We start from the raw sequence: 20,309 nt of genomic DNA on the forward strand, positions 1-20,309 counted from the left end.
GCTCAGCCTCAGTTGTGAAGATTTCCCCAAGGAAGAAAAAATGAAAGTAAAAAAAATACTGGATAATTATTTTAAGTCTGTACATAATTTTTTCATTAAGAATTAAAGTGATGGAAAATGATGATGTTTATTTAAGAATAGTGCCCGCTGAAAAAATAAAATATTTGTTCATTCCGTCAAAGTTAAAAAGTGAATACAACGATTTTGTTCAAAATGAAGGCTTTTGCAAAAAATTAGCTTTTTCCAATAAAAGAATTTTGTTTTCTAAAAACGGGATTCTTTATGAAACGATTCTGAATGAAGATAAAGCAGAAACTAAAATTTTTATTCCAGAGTATTCTTATACCGTCACTGACGATTTTAATCTTGAGTTAAGTAAAGATGACTCAAAATTTTATCAAATGGTTTGTTTTAGCATTACGGAAAATGACGAAGAATTATTCGCTGCGTATTTTACTGTTTGTAATACTCATGGAATTGTATTTAAAGAATATACCCAGAAAAAGATTTATGAACTATTATGCAGTCATAAAGATGCTGTATTTAAAATAACAGAATGCCGTGAGTAAAATCCAATAGCATATAATGAATGTGCTGTCGGTTTTGACACAGATGAACACGGATAAACAGTGATGGGACACAGATAAACGGAAACGCTTCAAGTTGGCTTTGAGAATTTAAATTTATTTGTGCGTTTATGGAAACGCTGCAAGTTGGATTTGATAATTTAACTTTATTTGTGCGTTTCCCGCAAGTTTTCTAGCGAAAACTCGCGCTTTGGTTGGCGGGATTGCGGTGGTTGAGCGTAGTCGAAAACACAACCACTATAAGGCGAAGCTCAAAGTGACTCTTGCCGTTCCACCGTCATTGCGAGCAACGCGAAGCAATCGACACTACCGGGTGCCACAAGTAAGTTCTAAAACTGGCAGCCCCGTTCTTTGCCCCACAACCAACAGTACCTGAAAAATCGTTAGATTTTTCGAATCCGTGTGGCAATTTAAAAATCCCCAGCTGAAAGACCTGCGTAAATCCGCAAAGATTTCAGCCGGGGCGTGTAAGAACTATTCAGATTTCACTGAAATTACTTCACTTACAGTTTCAAGCGTAGTTTTACGACTCGTACCTTTTCCAAGATAACTTGTGCGTAGAACAATCTTGTATTTTTCTTCTGTAAGGAAATCCGGAACAAAGAAGTTCAGCTCGGTCGGCTTGTTGCGGAACAGGTTTGATTCATTCACCTTTGTCCACTGGCTTTCGTCAGGATTCATTTTTCCGTCCGAATCGACAGGAGCAAAGTAGATTCCCCAGGTCTCTCCTCCAAGCTTTAAGCGGCTTCCTGAGATTCTGCACGGTTTTCCTTTTGTGATGGAGCCATTTGCTTCTGCATTTGACAAGTCTGCAATTGTGGTGATTTCAGGGCTTCCGTCGGCATAGACGATTTTATCCACGCTTAAAGAAGATATCGCCTCATTTGTAAGATTTGTTGGCGTGAACTTGATGTAGAAATTGCCGCTTTCTGAAACATCGCTTTTTCCTTTGGCATTGCACTTCATTGCGATGTACATTGTTCCGAGGTCAAGGACGTTTACGGCTTTTCCCTGCTCAAGCATCTTGAGGATTTTCTTTTGAATCAGGATTGCGGCGAACTGGAGCATGAAAGGATCCATGCCTTTGTTGTCCTCTGCAATCTCGGAAAGGATGTTTTTGAATGTGGCTGTATTACGGCTGACCGTGGCGTAATAAGTTCCGTCTTTTGTGAAGTTGTTTTCGTGCAAAGTCACGCTTAAAATCGAAGAGCTGTTTTTCAGCGTTGAAATATTTTCCATAATAATATCCTACTGTCTTTTTTGCGGGCGACAGTCCCCCAAGCGATTTTTAGAATTTCCATACGAAATCTGTAATTTTTCCTGGCGGTCATTTCGGCATGCTCAATAACCGCGAATATTGACAAAAAATTGTCGTTTTGCGTATGCGGCAGTTGCAAAAAATCACAATAGGAAGTAGGATAAATCTTATGAACGTGAGCAGATTTTCCTGCTTTCTACTGTTAGATGGCTTAAAACTATTGGCGTAGTTTAAGCCATTTTTTTTGCTGCCGCCAAAACAATCATACGGCACATCTTTCTTCCTCCTAAAAAGTCGCTTCGTAATGTAATGAGAAGCGGCATAAAATATAAAAGTTTGCAACGCAAACTTTGGAAGACAAAAACTGACGATGTTTTAGGCAGTTTTTGTCTCTTCCTCCTTCTGCGTAAAATATTTCGTGTCATTAAGAGCCTCAATCAGGCTTTTTCCGGCCTGCTTGATAAATCCAAAAATAAGCTGGATTAGCGGCGAAATAAAATACTTTTGTAAAATCTCTTCGTCGGTTTTGCCTTCAATAAGTCTGTTCGGACTTAATACAAGGGCTGTGATTTTGTCAGTCTGAAGTTCATGCTGCCGCATTTCTGAAGAATCCGTGCCGCACAAGGCGGTCTTGAATTCAACGCACTGCATGGCATACAAAAGTCGCAAGATAATTGACTGAATGCAATGCACAACCTCATGTGCGATAGTAATTACATCCAGCACACTGCCAGCAATGGCTCGTTCGTAAACATCGCTGCGGATTACGATTTTGTTTGCCTCAGGAGTGTAATAGGCCTGAAGAAACTTGCCTTTCTTCCATGCATTCGCTTCAACAATCTCGTAGTTGAACGATTTGTCAAAAAGCGGAATTATGTTCTCCATCACATAGATTGGTTCAAATCTTCCGTTTGTGCCGCAACCACATAAGAGCCGCGTCCAGAATGCCGCAAGGTGCATCCCGTCATCTGTAAGAACGAGAGCTTCTGCCTTTTGTTCTTTTATAGCTGTCTCAATCTGCGCTTCATTCTGACACACTTCCATTCTGTTATACCCCCGAACTTTCAAATTGCTTCAAAAGTTCTTTAAGCTGGCTTACCTGTTCGGCTGTGAGCCGTGAAAAATCTTTTGCAAACATTACTGCGGTTTCCACATAGTTTGCATCTGTTTTTTGCTCCGTAAAATCTACGTTTACGGCTCCCTTAACCTTTGCCTTGGCTTCTGCAAGCTCGTTTTTCTGAGCTTCGCTCAAACCGTATTCTGCAACAATTCTTTCGATAAAATCTTCCGGTATTTCTCGTCCGCCGTTCTCAATGGAAGAAAGGTATGCGGGGCTAACCTTAAGCCGCTTTGCCATTGCTCCCAAAACCTCCGAACAGTCAATCCTCATCTTCCTTAAGATTTTTCCGAATGCTGTAACTTCTGCCATAGTAATTCCATCCTTAACTCCCTATTTGTTCGTAGAAAACCTGACAGGTTTTCGTCTAATGCCTGATGGCTTTTTTAGCATCTGAATATAATATAATTTCAGTTAGTAAAATTGTCAATAGATATTGAATATAATTATTCACAAAATTGTAAAAAAATAATTCATAGAGTTGTATGAAATTTTTCGTGTACTTACTTGTGATGAATCGTGTAATGACAGTACACGATTTGTGGAGTGTCGTCTGACGATTCGTGTACCGTCATCTGATGAATCGTGGAGTAATAGTACATGATTCATCAGATGACATAAAACGTTTTGTGGGGTAATAGGAAACGGAACATGGAGTGTACAGAGAAGTGGTTAAGAAAAATATTTTGTGAAAGCGTGATTTTTTTCCCCCTTAAAATCTGAGCTCATAGTATAATCTTCCATACTATGCAGGTTGATTACAGTAAACTTTGGGCTCGTTATAAAGGAATGGGGCACAAGAATAAAACAGACCTTATCGAGATGGCTGGAATTTCAACAAATATCCTGGCCAAACTGAATAAAGGTGAATATGTTTCCATGGACAGTCTTGCTAAAATTTGCAGGGCTCTCAATTGTGATATTGGGGATATTTGCGTAATAAATCCTGCGGAACAAAAATAATTTTCACAGTGTCGTTTTCTGGCACTATAATATGATAGTATAAAAGTCTGGAGTAACTGGACTGCTTGTAAATTTTGGCGAGAGTTCATTGAAATGGGAAAGACTAACCTTATTGAAAAATAAGGAAAAATAACAAACGGATTTGCTCGCATCTAACGATGCTCTCATTAAAAAGTGAAGGTCGTTAGACCTGAACAAATCCGGTTGTTGATAAAAAGAGGTTTGAAGTGGAAAAGAATCCATACGAAATAGATTTTGAAGAATACATCCGCCATACAGATGCAAGCAAAAAAGACAAAACTTTTGCTTGGTCTACCGCCATTGGTTTGCAGCAGGTTGATGGTCTTAAGCCTTCTTCATATCTATATGAAACCGCTAAAAAGAATATAGAAGGTGAGCTTTCTTTTGATGAAGCAAAAAATCTGATTGATTCATATTATGAAAGCCGCACAGCCCGAAATCAGGATGATGAAAGAACCGAAGAAGCCGATAAAGTTTCCAGCCGTATCGCACAGATTCTTAGTGAGCCATCTTTTAATTTTAGTCCTTCTCATCTGATTGCAATTCACAAAAGACTTTTTGAAGGCATCTTTAAGTTTGCTGGTAAAATCCGCGACTACGATATTACAAAAAAAGAATGGGTATTAAATGGCGATACAGTAATGTACGGAGCTTCGTTTGAACTTAAGGCCGCTCTTGATTACGATTTTGAAATGGAACGTAATTTTAAGTACAAAGGCCTTTCTACAGATGAAATCATAAAGCATATTACTTTCTTTGTTTCAAGGCTCTGGCAGATTCACGCATTCGGAGAAGGAAACACCAGAACAACTGCCGTTTTTACAATCAAGTATCTTCGTTCAATGGGCTACAAAGTATATAATGATATTTTTGCCCAGAACAGCTGGTATTTTAGAAATGCCCTTGTACGTGCCAATTACAAAAATATAAAAGCAGGAATAGAAGAAAATCCTGTCTATCTGGAACGCTTCTTCCGAAACCTTATTTTAGGTAAAAACAACGAGCTTAAAAACCGCTACACTCATGTTGATTATGATGAATACATCAAAAAGTTCGGAGAAAACGATAAAAGTTCGGAGAAAAATCAGTCAATAAACGATACTGCAAAGATTACTCAAAAGATAACTGTAAAGATTACTGTAAATCAACAGAAAATAATTGATGTGATTAAAGAAAATCCATTTATTACACAAGAAGAATTATCAAGTATTGTTGGAATTGCACGTCTTAACATAAATAAAAACATGAAAAAATTGCAGGAGCAAGGAATCATCAAACGAGTTGGTGCAGACAAAAACGGCCATTGGGAGGTGATTGAATGACAGAAAATACCCAGAAAAAACTGTTTGAGAAAGAATTCCCAAATATAAAAGTAACTCGCATTGAAATACAAAAAGGAGGAAATAAATGAACTTTATAAGTGATTTAATAACAAAACTTGAGCAGAAAGATATTTGTATGAACAGTTGTACAGAAGTCCAATTATCTAAATTAAATTCTATCATAAAAACAGGAAAACTTCCAAAGGCATATCTTGAGTTTATGTCAGCTATTGGAAATGGTACCGAAGGATGCTATATGGGTGGAGATTCTTGTTTTATGGATGAAATATATGACTTGAGACAAGGTGCAGTTGAGCTTTTGAATGAAAATGAATCAGAAAATAAATTAACTGACAATGATTTTGTGTTCTGGATGAGTCAAGGTTGTATGTTTTGTTTCTTTAAGTTGTCCGAAGGTGATAATCCTCCTGTGTATTTTTATAATGAAAGCGGTGAAGATAGGTTTATAAAGATAGCAAATTCCCTTGTTGATTTTCTGATAAATCGACTAGAAATGAACAAAGAACTTTTCAAAGAAAAAGTTTAAAAATAACTCAGATTATTTCCTGCACTATTCGGGAAAGGCGGTCTTTGACGAGATAGTCGGGAATCCGTTCGGGTTCGCCCTATCCGTGATAATCGGAATCCTTGTGGCGAAAGCTGGCGCCGTGGCCGCAGCTATAGCCGCTCTGACAGGAGCCGGGTTCTCCGCCGTGAACCTGCTGCAGGGATGGGAAATGATGCAGAAAGCCCGGAGCTTGAGAAAATTATCGCGCCCAAATTCCATAAGGCCGTGAACCAGCTGATAGTCGATTTCAAGACACTCGGAGACAAGGCAATATTCGAAAAATACAACCTTGTTCAGATTTGGGGAGACTTTGAGTCTTACGAAGAATATGACAAAGAGAATGTGCTCGGCTTTTTAATCCTGAATATCCTTGTCAGGGAGCAATATGTCATGCAGCTTGACTGGAAGGAAAACATAAGGGATTTCAAGCAGTACATGAAGTCATACTGGGGAAAGACAAAAACAAAGCTCGTTTCGTTCAAAGTGGACAACGACCAGCAGTATTTTGCTTTCGTCCCAAAAGACTGCGATGTCAAGAATCTCTATGAGATTGAGATAAAATAATCGGCAAAGCCGAAACCACCACACATAGTGTTGTTTGCTATAAAGTTTTATTTTTCCACATGGCACACTTCTGTGATTAAGCATAAAGTTGACAAAAGCCATAACGCAATGTATATTAAAACAAACGGGGACGCAATGCAGACTAGCGACCGCCTCCGTTAGCTATTATTACAAGCCCGCTGGAGTTGGTTACTTACAGGCGGGCTTTTTCTATGCTCTAAGTCCTATTTAAGTAGGAAGGTGAGCAGGTCTATAACTAAAGCAATAATTGCAATGACAAGCATCGCGATTTCATACCCTGTCACAGACGGCCTCCTTCATTCGTGAGAAATCGGAGGCAAGCCGCCGCAATCCGTAAAACGTCCCCTGTAAGACGTATAGTACAGCAAAATCACAAAAACAGCAATCAGATTCTCAGAAGCACTCCGCGTAACGGTGTAAAGCCTGCTTTTAAGTTTTGCATCCTGCAAAACTTAAAAGCGCCCAAAAGCAATAAAAAAAAGTTAGAAATACAACTATTCATTCCCAAAATTACAAACAAGAAATTCGGGACTACAAAACAAGCGTAAATGCCAGCGGATCCAATGCGGCAATCATATCAATCTCCTACAAGGGATTTGGAGAAACCTACATACTGCCGCGCATCATAGAGCCGAAGGTAAGCGTGGACTTCGGGAATACCGGAGAATACTATAAATGCGGACAGGACTATGATCCCGGGAAAATCCAGCGACCGGCAAGTACGAGGAAGCCGTCTCTACGATGGACGAAGTGCGCTCTCTTGTGGATTTTGACACATGGGACAGAAGCTTCCATGTTGAAGAGCAGGGGCGGTACAAGGTAACGGCGACAATCTTCAGCCACTCGCTCGGTACGGGCACGCGGCCTGACATAGTGGATGTGAGCGAGCTTTATTTTGAGGCAAGGGACGACAGCGATGCAGAAATCGTGAAGCTCAGTACATTTGAAAAATGCGCTATGGCAATTTCCTATGCAGATTTTAGAGAGGCATTCAAAAACCTGGGGCTGGACATTGCGACAGTGGCGGTGACAGTTGTCGCACTCGTGGGAATCGGAGTGATACTCAAAAAGATTCCTGCGGGAAGAGTGAAGCCGCTCCTGATGAAGCTTGCAAGGAAGCTGAAACTGTCCAAACTCCTTACATTCTTGGGAACGGCTGGAGATGCATTTGACGTAGTAGCCCTGATAGAATCCATTTGCAGCTTCTACGAGCAGGCATCGAACGCGCGAAACAGAGAACACCTCAAGGCTGCCGGAAAGACATTCGAAAGAATAGTTAAAGCTCTCGGCCTCTTTGCCGTGTTTGATTTCATGACCTCCGTCGGCACTGGAATGAAAAAGGCAGATGTCGAGAATGAAATAAAAGCCCTTGATGACGTGCCGAAAAAGAATGTTGAATCTTCCGTGGAAGATGCAAGAGCTCATTCGTACTACCAGGACAAGGAAGGAAGATGGCACAGGCCGAATGACGGTTCCAAAGGCAAAGGATTTGCATCCTATGACGAGCTGGAAGAGTTCGGGTTGCCTGTTCCGAAAACAAATAAAAAAGTGTATACTAAAACAGATTATGCAGCCGGTACTCCGGAGCACAAGGCTGTTCGCTGGAAAGATTATCAGGAAAACGGAGGAGAGCTGAGCTATGAAAAGTGGAGCGAGAAATACGAAACTGCCATAAAGAACCAAAAGGCAGGAGCAAAATTTGAGAAAGACAGTTTTGAAAAGTTCTGTGAGAAATACCATGATGCTCAGACACAGGTAGAAGTTGAGTTTACGCTTGAAAGTGGCAAAAAAGTAACTCTAAAGCTTGATGCCGTCGGGCTAGATGACAGTGGGAATATCGTTATTCAGGAATATAAATCATCATTGTCTGCTGGATTTACGGAAAATCAAACTGCTATATATGATGGGTACGATGAAAACCCTAAATTGTTATTTGATGGAGTAATAACAAATGTAAAAGGAAAATGGGGAACTAAAATAAAAAAAATACCCAAAGGAACTAAAGTAAATGTTATACGGCCGGGAGATGAAATATGACAAGAGAAGAAAAGCAGCAGATTAAAGCAAAAGAAAAGGAATGTAAAGAATTAATTAAAAAGGTGGGGAGAAAATATGGGATGAAAAATAAGCTGTGTGTTTTATTTTTTACTCATGAAAATTGTTTCATTTCTATTATTTACGACCTTAATCCGTTAAATAATTTGTTAATGTATAGGGTTGGAATAAAATCTCTTGATTATGATGATATCTATTGGGATGTTATAGATATGCCTGAAATAAAAAAACAGCCGCTATCATTCAGAGCACTAGGTGTAACTGCTATTGCTAGCATTCCTGTGATAGAAAACACAGTAAGACCTTTGGGTAATAATCCTGAAGAAACTATAAATAGTATATTGGATGAAATTACAGAGAAAGTAAAAAAAATTACCAAAGATATAGATTTAAAATTTCTTGAATATATTGGTGATAATAAAATGGAGAATGTAAAAAGACTTTTTACTGTGTATATTCATATGCAAAGGTATGACGAAGCTAGAAAACTAATTGAAGAATGTATGAAAGATGGATATGAAGATCATTTTAGAAGTCATGGAAAAACAATCTTAGAACTTGCCTTAGACTACCTTAACAAAAACAATCTGTAGAAGGAGCAGAAAATGTCTGTAGAAAATACAAAAACAATAGACGGTCTCGCGTATGATGAAGAAAACAAAAGAATCTGCCTCATGTTGGCAGACAATCTTGACTGGAGCAATGAGTATGGACATTTAAAATTGTTGCAGGACAAACTTAATACCTATGCATATTACATCCAGAGCGGGCAGTATAAAAAGCAGTATTCTGACAAAGAAATAACATCTGCATTAATAGAAATTTATTTCAAATATGACATTTCTAAAACCGTAGAAAAATTCCTGCAGACCGCTCAGGACAGCTTTGGTCAAGCCGGAATCCTGATAGAATGCCATATTGAAGGCTAGGTAGGCTAGATTTTTTTCGCTGATAAAAAAATTTCTCATCTCAATTACGCGCAAAGGATTGTAGCCGCGCGACAGCGTTCCGAAACGAAGTGCAGGAATGGAGCGCGGTTAGCGCGTAACGGCGTAAAGCCTGGTTTTAAGTTTTGCATCCTGCAAAACTTAAAATGCGCCCAGAATAAAAAAACAAAATTAAAAAATCATTAATTCACGAAAAAAAACAGGGCCTCCCCCAAAAAATGAACCGGGTTTGACGGAGTGGCAGGACATGGAGCCTTCCGCAGACAGGGGCTGGGGTAGCGACAGGATGCACCAGCTCGACAGCGTAACCATCGGCGAGTTCAACAGGAAAAATGACGCAGACCTGGAAAGGGTAAGGATAATCTACGGCCCTGGCGCGAATGAGTACACAAGAAGCCTTCACGCACTGGCCGTTGCGGCTGCGGACACAATCTTCTTCCGTAGCGGGGCCTACAGCCCTGAGACCGAGGAAGGGCAGAAAATCCTTGCACATGAGCTGACGCATGTCGCACAGAACAAAAAACGCCATGAGCTCGTCAATGCAACACGGGACGAGCTTGAGGCAGAAGCCGAAGAAAACGAGAAGAATGTAGACAGTAAGGGAGATGCCACCATGACAGTTAGATACCGCGGAAAATACGTAACTTTGAAAAAATCCCAGGCGGCAAAATTCGCAGACGGAATTGCCCGGGAAATCCTTGTGGAGGTAAGCGGCAGAAAGACGTGGATGGCGGAAAGCGACTACCTCAAGTACCTTATGGACTTCTATTCAAGGGTAAACGGCGGGGAGGCATCATGGCTCAGCTAGGAAGGAGGGATGCCGAGAAGCTTATTGCGCAAGTCCTCACGGAGTATGCGAAAAAAATAATGAGGGCAAAGAAGAAAGACTATGCCGCAGAGGTGCAGCCGCTTTTTACGGCAGACACGGTTGCATTGACACAAGTTAATCTTGCAGTAAAAAATTCACTCGTAGTGCTTTAACTTCGCGAGTTTTCCCCAGAAAACTTGCGGGGAGCACACAAGTGGAATCTTACATAAAAAAATTCACTTGTAGTGCTCCCTTTTATTCATTATTATTATCATGTGTTATTTCGCTATTCTAGAGACAAACGAGGTAAGCCTGTCCGTAAGGCTATAGTTTATACAAAAGATGAACATAAAATTCCACGGGAGAAAATAGACAGGGACGCTTTTTATATCGTTGAACATTTGCGTAACTGTGGTTGTGATGCTTACATTGTAGGCGGAGCTGTAAGGGATCTTATAGTTGGAAAAAGTCCAAAAGATTTTGATATTGTTACAGACGCAACGCCTTCAAGAATCAAAAAACTCTTCCGTAATTCAAGAATAATTGGAAAAAGATTCCGCTTGGTTCATGTTTTTTTTGGAGAAAAAATTTTTGAGGTTTCTACATTCCGTTCAATCTGTGAAGGTTCTGTAGGAAATTCGTTCGGAACGATGGACGAGGACGTTCAGCGAAGGGATTTTACGCTCAACGCGCTCTATTACGATCCTATCAAAGAATACGTAATTGATTACGTTGGCGGCGTGGAGGACATCCGTAAAAAAGTCGTAAAGCCAGTTATTCCGCTGGACAGGATTTTTGTTGATGACCCGGTTCGTATGCTTCGTGCAGTAAAATTCGCTTCGACTCTCGGATTCAAAATGCCTCACGCATTAAAACACAAAATCCGAAAGTGCAGCCCGTTGCTTTCGCCAATTTCGCCATCGCGGCTAACAGAAGAAATGCTCAAAATCATAAACAGCGGTCACTCTTACGAGATTATCGCTGAGGCAATGGAAATGGACTTGTACATGTATTTGCAGCCTATTGCCAGCCAAATGATTTTTGACGACAAAAAATTCGAAGCAAGCTACATGGAGCATCTCAAGGAACTTGATGCCTTGGTTCGGGAACATAAAGATGCCCGGCTCGGAAAGAAACTTGCTTTTTTGATTTATGATTTTATTACGACTCTTACTGACTGGAAACAGGAAGTTCTTACAAAAAGTGCCGCAGGTGAGCTTTACACAAAGACTTGGAGCGAATGCAGGCATTTTGTACTTCCAATAAATCCTCAGCGCACGGAACTTGAATATGCAATAAAGGACGTGCTTCTAAAACTTGGGGTTGGAGTTCGTATTCCAAAAAAAATTACTAAAAACGCTGTTGCAACTAAGCCAGGATTCAATAAAAATCCACAAAAAGCTGCGCAGTAAGATTGAAGGGCAGCCACTTCTGATTTTTCGGGACTGGCTGTTTTTTTATGCCGGCTTTGAAGACGGACTGTTTGTTGGTGACGGCGGAAGGATTTTATCGATGACAATAAAAATGTCTTCGATGAGAATTCCCGATTCTTTTTCTACCATTTTTATTTCGTAATCTTTTATTTTTTGCGTAATTTCAGCAAGATTGCTTCCGAACGGAAGGTCAATCGTCATCGTAAAGCTGTATCCTGCGTTCCCGGTTTTTATCGAAAGTTTTTTGATTCTGATTTCTTTATTGAATTCTGCCATGTACGTTACGGACAAGTTTGCGAGAATCGCATGAGAAATATTTTTCCGTGCAGGAATTGCAAATGCCGGACGAACAACCGACTTTTCGAACAGCTTTGAGTTTGCTGTTGGGGCTGCTGGGGAGTCATTCTTGTTATTTTTGTTAAAAAATTTGGAAAACCATTTTCGTCTAGCAAGCGCAACACGAATCGTATTTACGAAAATCTTGGAATAATTTTTGTCCTTCATTTCGTAAGCTCGAACAGGAATAACATGTTTTCCTTCAATCTGGCGGCTTCTTCTGGCTTCTTCCATTTGTTCCGGAGTCGCCACATCCTCAATGCGAATATATTTTTCTGGCAGCGGAAGCTGAAGGCGCAATGCAATCTTGTTCACCATTTTTTCTGACGTGCCAAGAATCAGGATTTTTTTTATTCTGTGCCGAAGGATAGCTTTTGCAACGTCGTCACGATGGGCCTTGTCGTCAAAAAGTGCAACGCGGACAGCACCCATGTAGCTGTTTTCAAGTTTTGCAGAACGGCCAGCAAGAATTTGATCATCCTGAATTAAAAGTCCGTCGTCGATTATGACTTTTATTCCTTGCTTTTGCGCGATGAGCTTTGCTCTGAAACTTTTTCCAGTTCCGCTTGGACCGAAAAAAGCGAAAACAGACATTTTCTTTTCTTCAAATCCAAATAAACTTAAAAACTTTGTAAAAATCATATTTTAAAATATAAGACGCTCAGGTGCGTTTATCAAGCAAGCCCCCAAAAAATCACAAAATTTTTTTGGAAGGGGAGCCTCAATTTTTTCCGGGATTTCCAGCGGATTGTCGCTCGGAAAAACAAGTTTTACGGCATGAAGATAAAAATCGTGTCCGACAGATTTTAAGATTTTCTCACCGCCATACGCAGTGTCTCCCAAAAGCGGAAAACCGTGCGCCTGAGACTGGGAACGGATTTGATGAGTTCGCCCCGTGCCAATTTCAAACTTTACCAAAGTGATTTTTTTGTTGTTGTACTCGCCGTAAGCAAGCGGAGTTGCCGTAGTTTCGGCATTTTTTGCGTCCTCAAAAATCTCTTCGCCAGCCACCCCGCCAGATTTTGAGACCAAAACTGTATGAAAGGCAGTTTTTTCGGAAGATTCCTCACGCTTTATTTTATCAGTCCAGATTTGCTTTTCTGGTAAAAAACCGCACGCAATCCCAACGTATATTTTTTTTACAAGATGATTTTTTATCACATCCGAAAACCACTGAGCGCCCTTCAAGCTTTGCGAAATCACAAGCGCGCCAGTAGTTTTTCTGTCGAGCCTGTGGAGCGGGGCAGGCTTAAACGAAAGCGAAGATGAAGCTGATTTTTTGAATTCCGCCAATACCATCTCGCTTATTGACTCTCCTTTTTTGGAGTTTGCGTTTGGCTGAACAGGAATGTCATACGGCTTATTTAAAATAAGCAAATGCTGATTCCGGAACAAAATATCTTCATCTTTGATTTTTATGCAGCAGCAATCTTCTGTGGCTGGTTTTTCAGCATTCAAGAGAAAGTCGGCAATCAAAATTTCATCATTCTCGCTGACTTTAAAATTTCCGTCCTGTTTTTTTCCGTTGACTTTTATGAGTCCTTTTCGTAATGATTTGTAAAGGGAAGAAAGATTTTCTTCCGGCAAGAGTTTTTTTAGGATTCTGTCGAGTCTTCTTCCGTCATCATCTAGGCTTGCGGTAAAATGAATAAAATTCATAAGCCATTATAAAAAGAAAAATATTTTTTATCTATCGGATTTTATTCTTTTCCACTAGACAAAAACTTTCAGACTGTTAAAATATTTTTTATGTTAGCTGATGTAGGTGTTCAATTCCATTCATTATTAATTAGCCCCACTTTTTTAGCCTGCATTTTCAGCTGGTTTAGTGCTCAATTTATAAAGACTATAATTAAGCTTTTTGCAGGCCAGATTCACAGTTTTACGGAACTTGTGGAGCTTCTTTTTTGGCGGACGGGCAGTATGCCGTCTTCGCATTCAGCAATTGTTGCTTGTATAACAACTTCGGTTGGAATTAATTCAGGTCTCGGCTCTGATATTTTTATACTTTCATTGTGTTTTTATCTCGTAACAGTTCGGGATGCGCTCGGCGTTCGGCGGGCAAACGGGCTTCAGGCAAAAAAACTCAATGAGGTTGGAAAAATGCTTGAGAAAAAAGGTCTGTACAATGAATTTAAAAAAATAAAGGAAGTAAATGGGCATACGCCAATGGAAGTCGTCGTTGGAAGTCTCTTGGGACTTTTTAATGGCATTGCATTTGCCGTCCTTTAAAAATAGAATTGAAAAAATGAAGATACGCATTAAAATCTTGTTTCCTGCAATAATATGTTTTCTCACTTTTTTCCTGCTCACTTCGTTTAGGGAGCTTCCCGTGAGTCGTATTTGGAACGGCTATCAGGTTCTTTATGTAATGTCTCAGGAACTTGACGAGCATTCAATTCTCGCGCTTCTCGAAAAAAACAATTGCAAAAATGTAATCAGTCGCGGAAACCAGCGTATTCCTCTTCTAAAAACTGATTTTGAGCTTCTTCCGCCTCAATCACGGGATTCATATATTTTTACCCGGAATGCTTTTTTTTCTGATGAAAGCAAAACCGCTTATGTTTTTTATATTCCTGACGGTCAGGACAAGAATCTTGAATATTCTATAAAAGAACTTTCGGCGTTTCAAAATACGTCGGCGGGAACGGATGGTTCTTCATCTTTTCCGTGGATTGCTTTGATTATCACTTGTTTTTTCTGTCTCGTAACGATTTTATTCACGAAACAAAAAAAGATTTTTACGGCATCAGCATTCTTTTTGCTTCTTTTGGCTTATTCGAGGCCGCTGTACACAGTCGCTGCGGCAAGTTGTCTTTGCCAGCTCGGAATCTTTTTGCTGATACGGCTTTTGAACCGTCGGGACTATTTTAAAACAATGGCTTCGTCGGTTTATATAATCGCATTGATAACTTTTCCAGTTCTCGTGCTTTTTATAGCATCTCCGCTGAACGCATTCTTTTATGTAATGTCTGTTCTCTCGGCTCTTTCGATGGTTTATATTTTGAATTCATGTGAGAATTTAAAATATTCTCGTTACGTGTTCAACCCTGTTTACATTCGCGGGGCCAAAACAATTTCTATTATGGAACGACGCGGTTTTAGGTTGCTTTGCATTCTTACGGTCGTCGTTGCTGTTATTGGAATTTGTCTTTTCTTTTCCAACAGACTCAGCCGATTTGAGTCGTCGTCCACTCGGCCGGCTTTGCCAGCTCCTATAACAGAGGGTGAGAAAACTCTTCCGAATCTTGACGATTATATTCACTGGAATTGGAATGTGCTCACTTTCCCGTTCAAAAAGCTTGATTCTTCGAAACTTGTTACAGAACCAATTGAAAACGAAGTCGTTTCCGTGACAGACTATAAAGATGTTGATGGAAAAATCGTTCCGACAGAAACTCCGGTTTATATTTTCAACAACGATTTTAAGCAAATTTCTTACGATTCTATTGAAAAACTAAAATACCCTGCGCTGGAAAAAATGCTTCTGCAACAGGGAAAAAATACTAACTATGGATTTACAAAAAGCATTGGTGTCACAATCGAAAGATTTGGTGTCATTAGTCTTTTGATTTTTATATTAATACCAACGGTCTTGGCCGGATATTATATTTTGGGAAGAAAAAAATATGGTCTCAGTGTCTGAGTTTATTTCAGAAGAAAAATATTTGTTTGACTCTGTTGCGAATGGATATATGTCCAAGTACTTTTTTGTACCCGTCGGTTCCGAAAAAGATGGCTTAAAAGAGCTTTTGGTTCAGAAAGGGGACGAAGTAAAAGAGGGGCAGGTTATTGCAAAAGGTCGTTTTGAAAACGTCCACTCGCCGGTTCCGGGAATTGTTTCTGACATTTTTGTCGGTGATTACGGAGACGGCAAGCAAGGATTGATTATAAAAATCATGCTTTCTGGGGCCTTTTCAATTACTGGCAAAAAGCACGATAAGATTGACTGGAAAATCTATGATTCGTCCTCATTAGCTTTTATGCTTCGTGATGCAGGAATTGAGAACACCTTTAAAAAGGCAGAGCCAATTTATAAGCAGATAAAAGAAATCTCAGAAAAAGAAAGTAAAGTTCTCGTTATCCGTTTGTTTGACGAAGATCCTGAGCGATGTACAGACAGTTTTGTTACGAGAAAATTTTCTCAGAAGATTTACGGCGGAGCTGCGATTCTTGCAAGGGCAATCGAAGCGACTGCAGTTGTTTTTGCGTATGAAAAATCTTTTAAGCCCGACGAATCTGTTTTAGGCGAATATTTTGACTCTGACGCGAAACTTTTCTTTGTTCCAATTGATGTAAAAAAATATCCGTTCGGAACGATGCATGATTTGGTTTCTTCTATAAAAAAGCATAAATCTTGCAGAAACCCAATTTTTGAGAAACTCGGTGCAAAAGACTTTTTTGTTGATTCTGTAACACTTGCATCTATCTACGATGCTATTGTTTTTGAAAAACCGCTGATTGACCGATATATTCATGTAAATGGAGCTTCCCTCAACGTTACAGGAATCCTAAATTTAAAAATCGGCACGCTGATTAGCTCTGTAGTCGAACAGTTTGGCGGATTCAAAGAACCGCCTGCAAGAATCATTATAAACGGAATTGTTACGGGACTTGCCGCAACCGGGCTTAACGTTCCGATTTCAAAGAATGTAAAGTCCATAACATTCCTTCCACAGGAACAAGTCGCTCCTCAGCATACTGAGATTTGTATTCGTTGTGGTCGGTGTAGAAAAATCTGTCCTGTTAATTTGTGGCCAGGAAATATTTATAGGGCAGCTCATTCCGAAAACGAGGAACCTGATGTTTTAAAGATTTCGCTTTTATGCAGCGAATGCGGATTGTGCAATGCCGTCTGTCCGTCAAGAATTCCTTTGTGTCAGACAATTGCATTGGTAAAGGAAAAAATAAAAGAGTAGGTTGATTGATACAAATGAAAAACAATGAGAATTTACTAAAATCGGTTAGTTTAAAACCATTCAAATACTTAACGCCATCTGTCAGAACTGAGGCATATTGCATACTGGCACTTCTTTTGCCTCATGTTTTGATGTTGCTACTGACAAAAAGTTTTGCATCAATTGCAATCATCATTTCTTCGTTGCTTGCTTCTTTGTTTGTTGACATTACTGATCATGCGGCAAACCGAAAAGATGCTTTTATGATAACGGTTTCTATTATCCGTGGTCTCGCGATAGGATTGATGATTCCGTCAGCTTTTTCTCCGTTTACAGTTTTTTTCATAACACTTTCGGTTCTTTTACTTAATCGCTATGTTCTTGGCGGATTCGCAAATTCCTGGGTTAATCCTGTGGCGGTAACTGTTGCAATTTGTTGGATTATCGGTATGCAGTTTTTTCCGCAACTTTCAATTTCGCTTTCGGATTTGCAAGTTCGAAATCCAGCTCTTACTCTGATTCAGAATGGCTCAATACCAGTTTTATCGGTTGACCCGAAAATAACCGGATTTTTGAATGAAAAACTTTTCTCCATGTTTGGAGTTGCAATTCCAGACGGATATATTTCATTCCTTTGGGATACACATTCGATAATCCCAGCATTCAGATTCAATTTGCTCACGCTGGTTTCTTCGATTTATCTTTTTGCGTTTAATCTTTTAAGCCCGATAATTCCTTGTGTGTTCCTTATAACATACGGGGGGCTTGTCCGTCTTGTGGCACCATTCTTATACAACGGTCCACTTTTTAACGGTGACGTAATTCTTGCGTTTCTGAGCAGCGGTGTTCTTTTTTCCACGATTTTTCTTCTGCAGTGGCATGGAACTACGCCACTCACAAACCGTGGAAAATTTTTCTATGGACTTTTTGCAGGAATTCTCGCGTTCTTGATTATTGGCGTTGGCATGTCATCTTCGGGATATGTGTTCACAATCCTCATAATAAATGTTATTTCGCCTTTGATTCAGTCAATCGAAAATCATTATCTCAAAAAAGATATAAGTACTTCTCTTGTTGAGAAGGCAATTTCTGTATCGGAGGGCGAACATGCTTGACCCGAAAACAAAAAAAACTTTAGTGACATATTCTAGTTTTTTTGCAATCTTGGTGTTCATGACATCAATTTTGGTATTAGTTGTCATAAAAGCCCAGGATTCTTGGAAAGAAGAACTTGGGAAAGAAATGCAGGCTGTATTGGATAAATATCCGTCAGAATCATATATTGTTGATAAATATATTCCATTGAATTCAACGATTTCCACAAGCGCTGCTGCGTATTCGCTTTTGAAAGTGGGCGCGGCGCCAAATGAAAAATATTACGGCGTGATTGTTCGCATTCCGTCATTGATTGGGCCTGTTCCGGCTGTTTTTTTATGTCACGGAAAAAATTGCGAAAAAGTTGATTTTGCAGGATTCGCCGTAGACCTTGGAAAAGCAGTTTCTCCTGCTGATTCAAAAATTTCTGCAGGAAGCATAAACTATTGGAAGCAGAACGTAACTAATATCATAAAAAAGACTCGAAAAGTTAACAAAGCCCCCTTAAAAGGAATTGATGATGAGTAATAACAACAAGACTTATTTTTATATTGCCGCAAATCTTGCAATGTTCGTTCCGGTACCAGGACGAATGGCATACGGAATTATATTGATTCTACTTTTTAATATTCAGATGCTTTTTGTGACGTTGCTCCTGCATGCACTTAGGCACATGAATCTTACGAATCTCAGAAACACGTTAGTTGCTGTCGAGATTATTGCATTCACAATTTTGTACAAGCAGCTTTTGATTATATTTTGTCCAGTAATTGCCCTTACATTGGGATTTGCAATTTATTTGCCGACTCTTTCATCGCTTGCTTTTGAATTCTTTTTCTTAAAAGAATTTGGTCACTTAAAAGCGCATTTTATTGAAATTTTAAAAATGTGCGGAATCATAACTTTAAACACACTCGTTTACTTTTTGCTAAGAGACTTGATTGGTTTTGGCACTTTGACTTTGCCCGCATGGAAGCGAATGCTCGTATTAAATTTGCCATACAGTCTTGAAACTACATCTGCTGGTGTATTCTTTGCAACTGTACCTGGAAGTTTGTGTTTGGTTTCAATTTTGCTTGTTTTCCTTGCTTACATACGGACAAAATTCTCTATTTTAAAAAACTTGCCTAAAACGTTTCGGTCTGGAAATAAAAGTTTGAGTGACGCTTCTGAAGAAAGCGACGCATTTTGGAACGAGGAGGAACAAAAATGATAATGCTGCACACAATTCTCTATTACATATTGGCATCCTCGGCCGTGCTTTTTTATGGAATTGGAATTCATCGTATTGCATCAATAAAAGGCAACGATTCAGAAATCGTGCTTTCCGCAGTAAAAGCTCTCTCAACTACAGCCTCAACTACTTCCCTAAGCTATCTTTTAGTTGACTGGCTTTTAATTCCAGCACAGCTTACAGAACTTTTTCCGCTCGTAACTATTCTGGTCTTTCTTGTGATTTCGCTTATAATCGAAATTTTTTTGGGTGTAGGTTTGCAAAAATCACCGCTTGAATTTTCTGTACCATTTTTGAGCACGCTTTTAGGTATGGGAGAAGGAATCTCATTGGCTCATGCGGTCGTAATTTCATGCTCATGCATTCTTTCATTCTATCTTTTGATAATTATTTTCCACTCCGTAAAAGAGCGAGTAAGTTTTTACGCGCCTAAAACTGGTTTAAAATCTTATAGCGTAATTTTACTCAGCCTTGCGGTTGTTATTCTTGCAGTTTGCGGATGGAATACTTCTTGGTTTAATTTTGTATTTGCGGGAGGCTCAAATTGATTTTTTCATTAGTCTTTCTTTTCCTTTTTATATTTTTGATTTCAGGAATACTTTACTTCTTTTTTTACTCATTTATTCCTGCCCTAAAAATCAGATATGAAGGAATTAACGAGCTTCTTTCATCGGAAGAATTTTCTAACGATGATGAAACGCTCGTAAAGCATTTAGCAAACCCAAATGTTCGTGCATTCGTAGACGATTCAGAAGATAAAAGTAAACTCGAAAAACGCTTGAATTACCTTGGCGAAAAAAACTGTCTCTTATTCGCATCAGAGTATGGTTCTGCATACAGAAATAGCAAATGCTGCATTGGATATGGCGACTGTCTTAAAAAATGTCCCCAGCAGGCAATTATAATCAAAAAAAATGTTGCCGTTGTAACTGATGTTTGTAACGGATGTGGACTTTGCCTAGACGCCTGTCCAATCAATCTTATTTCTATGATTCCAATTTCTGACGAACGACCTGTAGAAAAACGTAAAGGCTTTGATTTTTGGTTTGAATGCTATAAAATATTTTGCAGGAATCGTTAAA

24 protein-coding genes are annotated in these 20,309 nt (G+C 39.4%); 19 read left to right on the top strand and 5 right to left on the bottom strand.

Annotated elements, in window-relative coordinates; translation table 11 throughout:
• Positions 1-110 precede the first annotated feature (110 nt).
• A complete protein-coding gene (locus tag JI65_RS04265) occupies positions 111-569 on the top strand; it encodes a hypothetical protein (RefSeq protein ID WP_191014145.1) in 459 nt (152 codons plus the stop codon).
• A gap of 492 nt (positions 570-1,061) precedes the next feature.
• On the opposite strand, the gene JI65_RS04270 is transcribed toward JI65_RS04265, so the two are convergent.
• The 3 genes from JI65_RS04270 to JI65_RS04280 form a co-directional block, all read right to left on the bottom strand.
• Entirely contained in the window at positions 1,062-1,826 is a 765-nt protein-coding gene (locus JI65_RS04270; protein WP_191014146.1) for a DUF4469 domain-containing protein, read from the bottom strand.
• Positions 1,827-2,220: 394 nt separating this feature from the next.
• On the bottom strand, positions 2,221-2,889 hold the full coding sequence (locus JI65_RS04275) for a hypothetical protein (protein ID WP_191014147.1): 669 nt from the start codon (positions 2,887-2,889) through the stop codon (positions 2,221-2,223).
• Between the two features lie 4 nt (positions 2,890-2,893).
• The gene (locus JI65_RS04280) at positions 2,894-3,274 is read right to left on the bottom strand and encodes a helix-turn-helix domain-containing protein (RefSeq protein ID WP_191014148.1); all 381 of its coding nucleotides are present in this window, start codon (positions 3,272-3,274) and stop codon (positions 2,894-2,896) included.
• A gap of 435 nt (positions 3,275-3,709) precedes the next feature.
• Between JI65_RS04280 and JI65_RS04285 the strand changes: the two genes are divergently transcribed.
• From JI65_RS04285 to pcnB, 10 genes are all read left to right on the top strand, one after another.
• Positions 3,710-3,925: a helix-turn-helix domain-containing protein gene (locus JI65_RS04285; protein ID WP_191014149.1), complete on the top strand. Its 216-nt coding sequence runs from the start codon at positions 3,710-3,712 to the stop codon at positions 3,923-3,925.
• A gap of 227 nt (positions 3,926-4,152) precedes the next feature.
• The gene (locus JI65_RS04290; RefSeq protein WP_191014150.1) at positions 4,153-5,268 is read left to right on the top strand and encodes a Fic family protein; all 1,116 of its coding nucleotides are present in this window, start codon (positions 4,153-4,155) and stop codon (positions 5,266-5,268) included.
• Positions 5,269-5,353: 85 nt separating this feature from the next.
• Positions 5,354-5,815, top strand: a complete 462-nt coding sequence (locus JI65_RS04295; RefSeq protein WP_191014151.1) for an SMI1/KNR4 family protein — start codon at positions 5,354-5,356, stop codon at positions 5,813-5,815.
• Between the two features lie 183 nt (positions 5,816-5,998).
• Positions 5,999-6,400 carry a hypothetical protein gene (locus JI65_RS04300; RefSeq protein WP_191014152.1) on the top strand — a complete coding sequence of 134 codons (402 nt, stop codon included), beginning with the start codon at positions 5,999-6,001 and terminating at the stop codon, positions 6,398-6,400.
• Positions 6,401-7,162: 762 nt separating this feature from the next.
• Complete coding sequence (locus tag JI65_RS04305; protein WP_191014153.1) at positions 7,163-8,458, top strand: hypothetical protein; 1,296 nt, start codon at positions 7,163-7,165, stop codon at positions 8,456-8,458.
• The gene (locus tag JI65_RS04310; RefSeq protein ID WP_191014154.1) at positions 8,455-9,069 is read left to right on the top strand and encodes a hypothetical protein; all 615 of its coding nucleotides are present in this window, start codon (positions 8,455-8,457) and stop codon (positions 9,067-9,069) included. The genes JI65_RS04305 and JI65_RS04310 overlap by 4 nt, the downstream gene beginning before the upstream one ends.
• Positions 9,070-9,081: 12 nt before the next feature.
• Complete coding sequence (locus tag JI65_RS04315) at positions 9,082-9,405, top strand: DUF6572 domain-containing protein (RefSeq protein WP_191014155.1); 324 nt, start codon at positions 9,082-9,084, stop codon at positions 9,403-9,405.
• Positions 9,406-9,670: 265 nt separating this feature from the next.
• Entirely contained in the window at positions 9,671-10,231 is a 561-nt protein-coding gene (locus tag JI65_RS04320; RefSeq protein ID WP_191014156.1) for an eCIS core domain-containing protein, read from the top strand.
• Complete coding sequence (locus JI65_RS04325; protein ID WP_191014157.1) at positions 10,219-10,404, top strand: hypothetical protein; 186 nt, start codon at positions 10,219-10,221, stop codon at positions 10,402-10,404. The genes JI65_RS04320 and JI65_RS04325 overlap by 13 nt, the downstream gene beginning before the upstream one ends.
• Before the next feature lie 102 nt (positions 10,405-10,506).
• A complete protein-coding gene (gene pcnB, locus JI65_RS04330; protein ID WP_191014158.1) occupies positions 10,507-11,643 on the top strand; it encodes a polynucleotide adenylyltransferase PcnB in 1,137 nt (378 codons plus the stop codon).
• A gap of 45 nt (positions 11,644-11,688) precedes the next feature.
• Here pcnB and JI65_RS04335 read toward each other — a convergent pair whose 3' ends face one another.
• Positions 11,689-12,594, bottom strand: coding sequence for an ATP-binding protein (locus JI65_RS04335; protein WP_242457159.1), 906 nt, complete (start codon positions 12,592-12,594; stop codon positions 11,689-11,691).
• Positions 12,595-12,645: 51 nt separating this feature from the next.
• Positions 12,646-13,659 (bottom strand): pseudouridine synthase, encoded by a 1,014-nt coding sequence (locus tag JI65_RS04340; RefSeq protein WP_191014160.1) that lies wholly within the window; start codon positions 13,657-13,659, stop codon positions 12,646-12,648.
• Positions 13,660-13,749: 90 nt separating this feature from the next.
• On the opposite strand from JI65_RS04340, the gene JI65_RS04345 reads away from it, so the two are divergent.
• The 8 genes from JI65_RS04345 (at position 13,750) to JI65_RS04380 (ending at position 20,308) form a co-directional block, all read left to right on the top strand.
• Positions 13,750-14,232, top strand: coding sequence for a divergent PAP2 family protein (locus tag JI65_RS04345; protein WP_191014161.1), 483 nt, complete (start codon positions 13,750-13,752; stop codon positions 14,230-14,232).
• A 100-nt stretch (positions 14,233-14,332) separates the two neighbouring features.
• Positions 14,333-15,646, top strand: coding sequence for a hypothetical protein (locus JI65_RS04350; RefSeq protein ID WP_191014162.1), 1,314 nt, complete (start codon positions 14,333-14,335; stop codon positions 15,644-15,646).
• On the top strand, positions 15,630-16,919 hold the full coding sequence (locus tag JI65_RS04355) for a 4Fe-4S dicluster domain-containing protein (protein ID WP_191014163.1): 1,290 nt from the start codon (positions 15,630-15,632) through the stop codon (positions 16,917-16,919). The genes JI65_RS04350 and JI65_RS04355 overlap by 17 nt, the downstream gene beginning before the upstream one ends.
• A gap of 14 nt (positions 16,920-16,933) precedes the next feature.
• Positions 16,934-18,013, top strand: a complete 1,080-nt coding sequence (locus JI65_RS04360) for an RnfABCDGE type electron transport complex subunit D (protein WP_191014164.1) — start codon at positions 16,934-16,936, stop codon at positions 18,011-18,013.
• The gene (locus JI65_RS04365; protein ID WP_191014165.1) at positions 18,006-18,521 is read left to right on the top strand and encodes a hypothetical protein; all 516 of its coding nucleotides are present in this window, start codon (positions 18,006-18,008) and stop codon (positions 18,519-18,521) included. Before JI65_RS04360 ends, JI65_RS04365 begins: the two co-directional genes overlap by 8 nt.
• Entirely contained in the window at positions 18,514-19,206 is a 693-nt protein-coding gene (locus JI65_RS04370; protein WP_191014166.1) for a hypothetical protein, read from the top strand. The genes JI65_RS04365 and JI65_RS04370 overlap by 8 nt, the downstream gene beginning before the upstream one ends.
• Positions 19,203-19,775 carry a hypothetical protein gene (locus tag JI65_RS04375; RefSeq protein ID WP_191014167.1) on the top strand — a complete coding sequence of 191 codons (573 nt, stop codon included), beginning with the start codon at positions 19,203-19,205 and terminating at the stop codon, positions 19,773-19,775. Before JI65_RS04370 ends, JI65_RS04375 begins: the two co-directional genes overlap by 4 nt.
• Positions 19,772-20,308 (top strand): 4Fe-4S dicluster-binding protein, encoded by a 537-nt coding sequence (locus JI65_RS04380; RefSeq protein ID WP_191014168.1) that lies wholly within the window; start codon positions 19,772-19,774, stop codon positions 20,306-20,308. Before JI65_RS04375 ends, JI65_RS04380 begins: the two co-directional genes overlap by 4 nt.
• Position 20,309: the final 1 nt, after the last annotated feature.

Source organism: Treponema zioleckii, assembly GCF_014737315.1.
GTDB lineage: Bacteria > Spirochaetota > Spirochaetia > Treponematales > Treponemataceae > Treponema_D > Treponema_D zioleckii.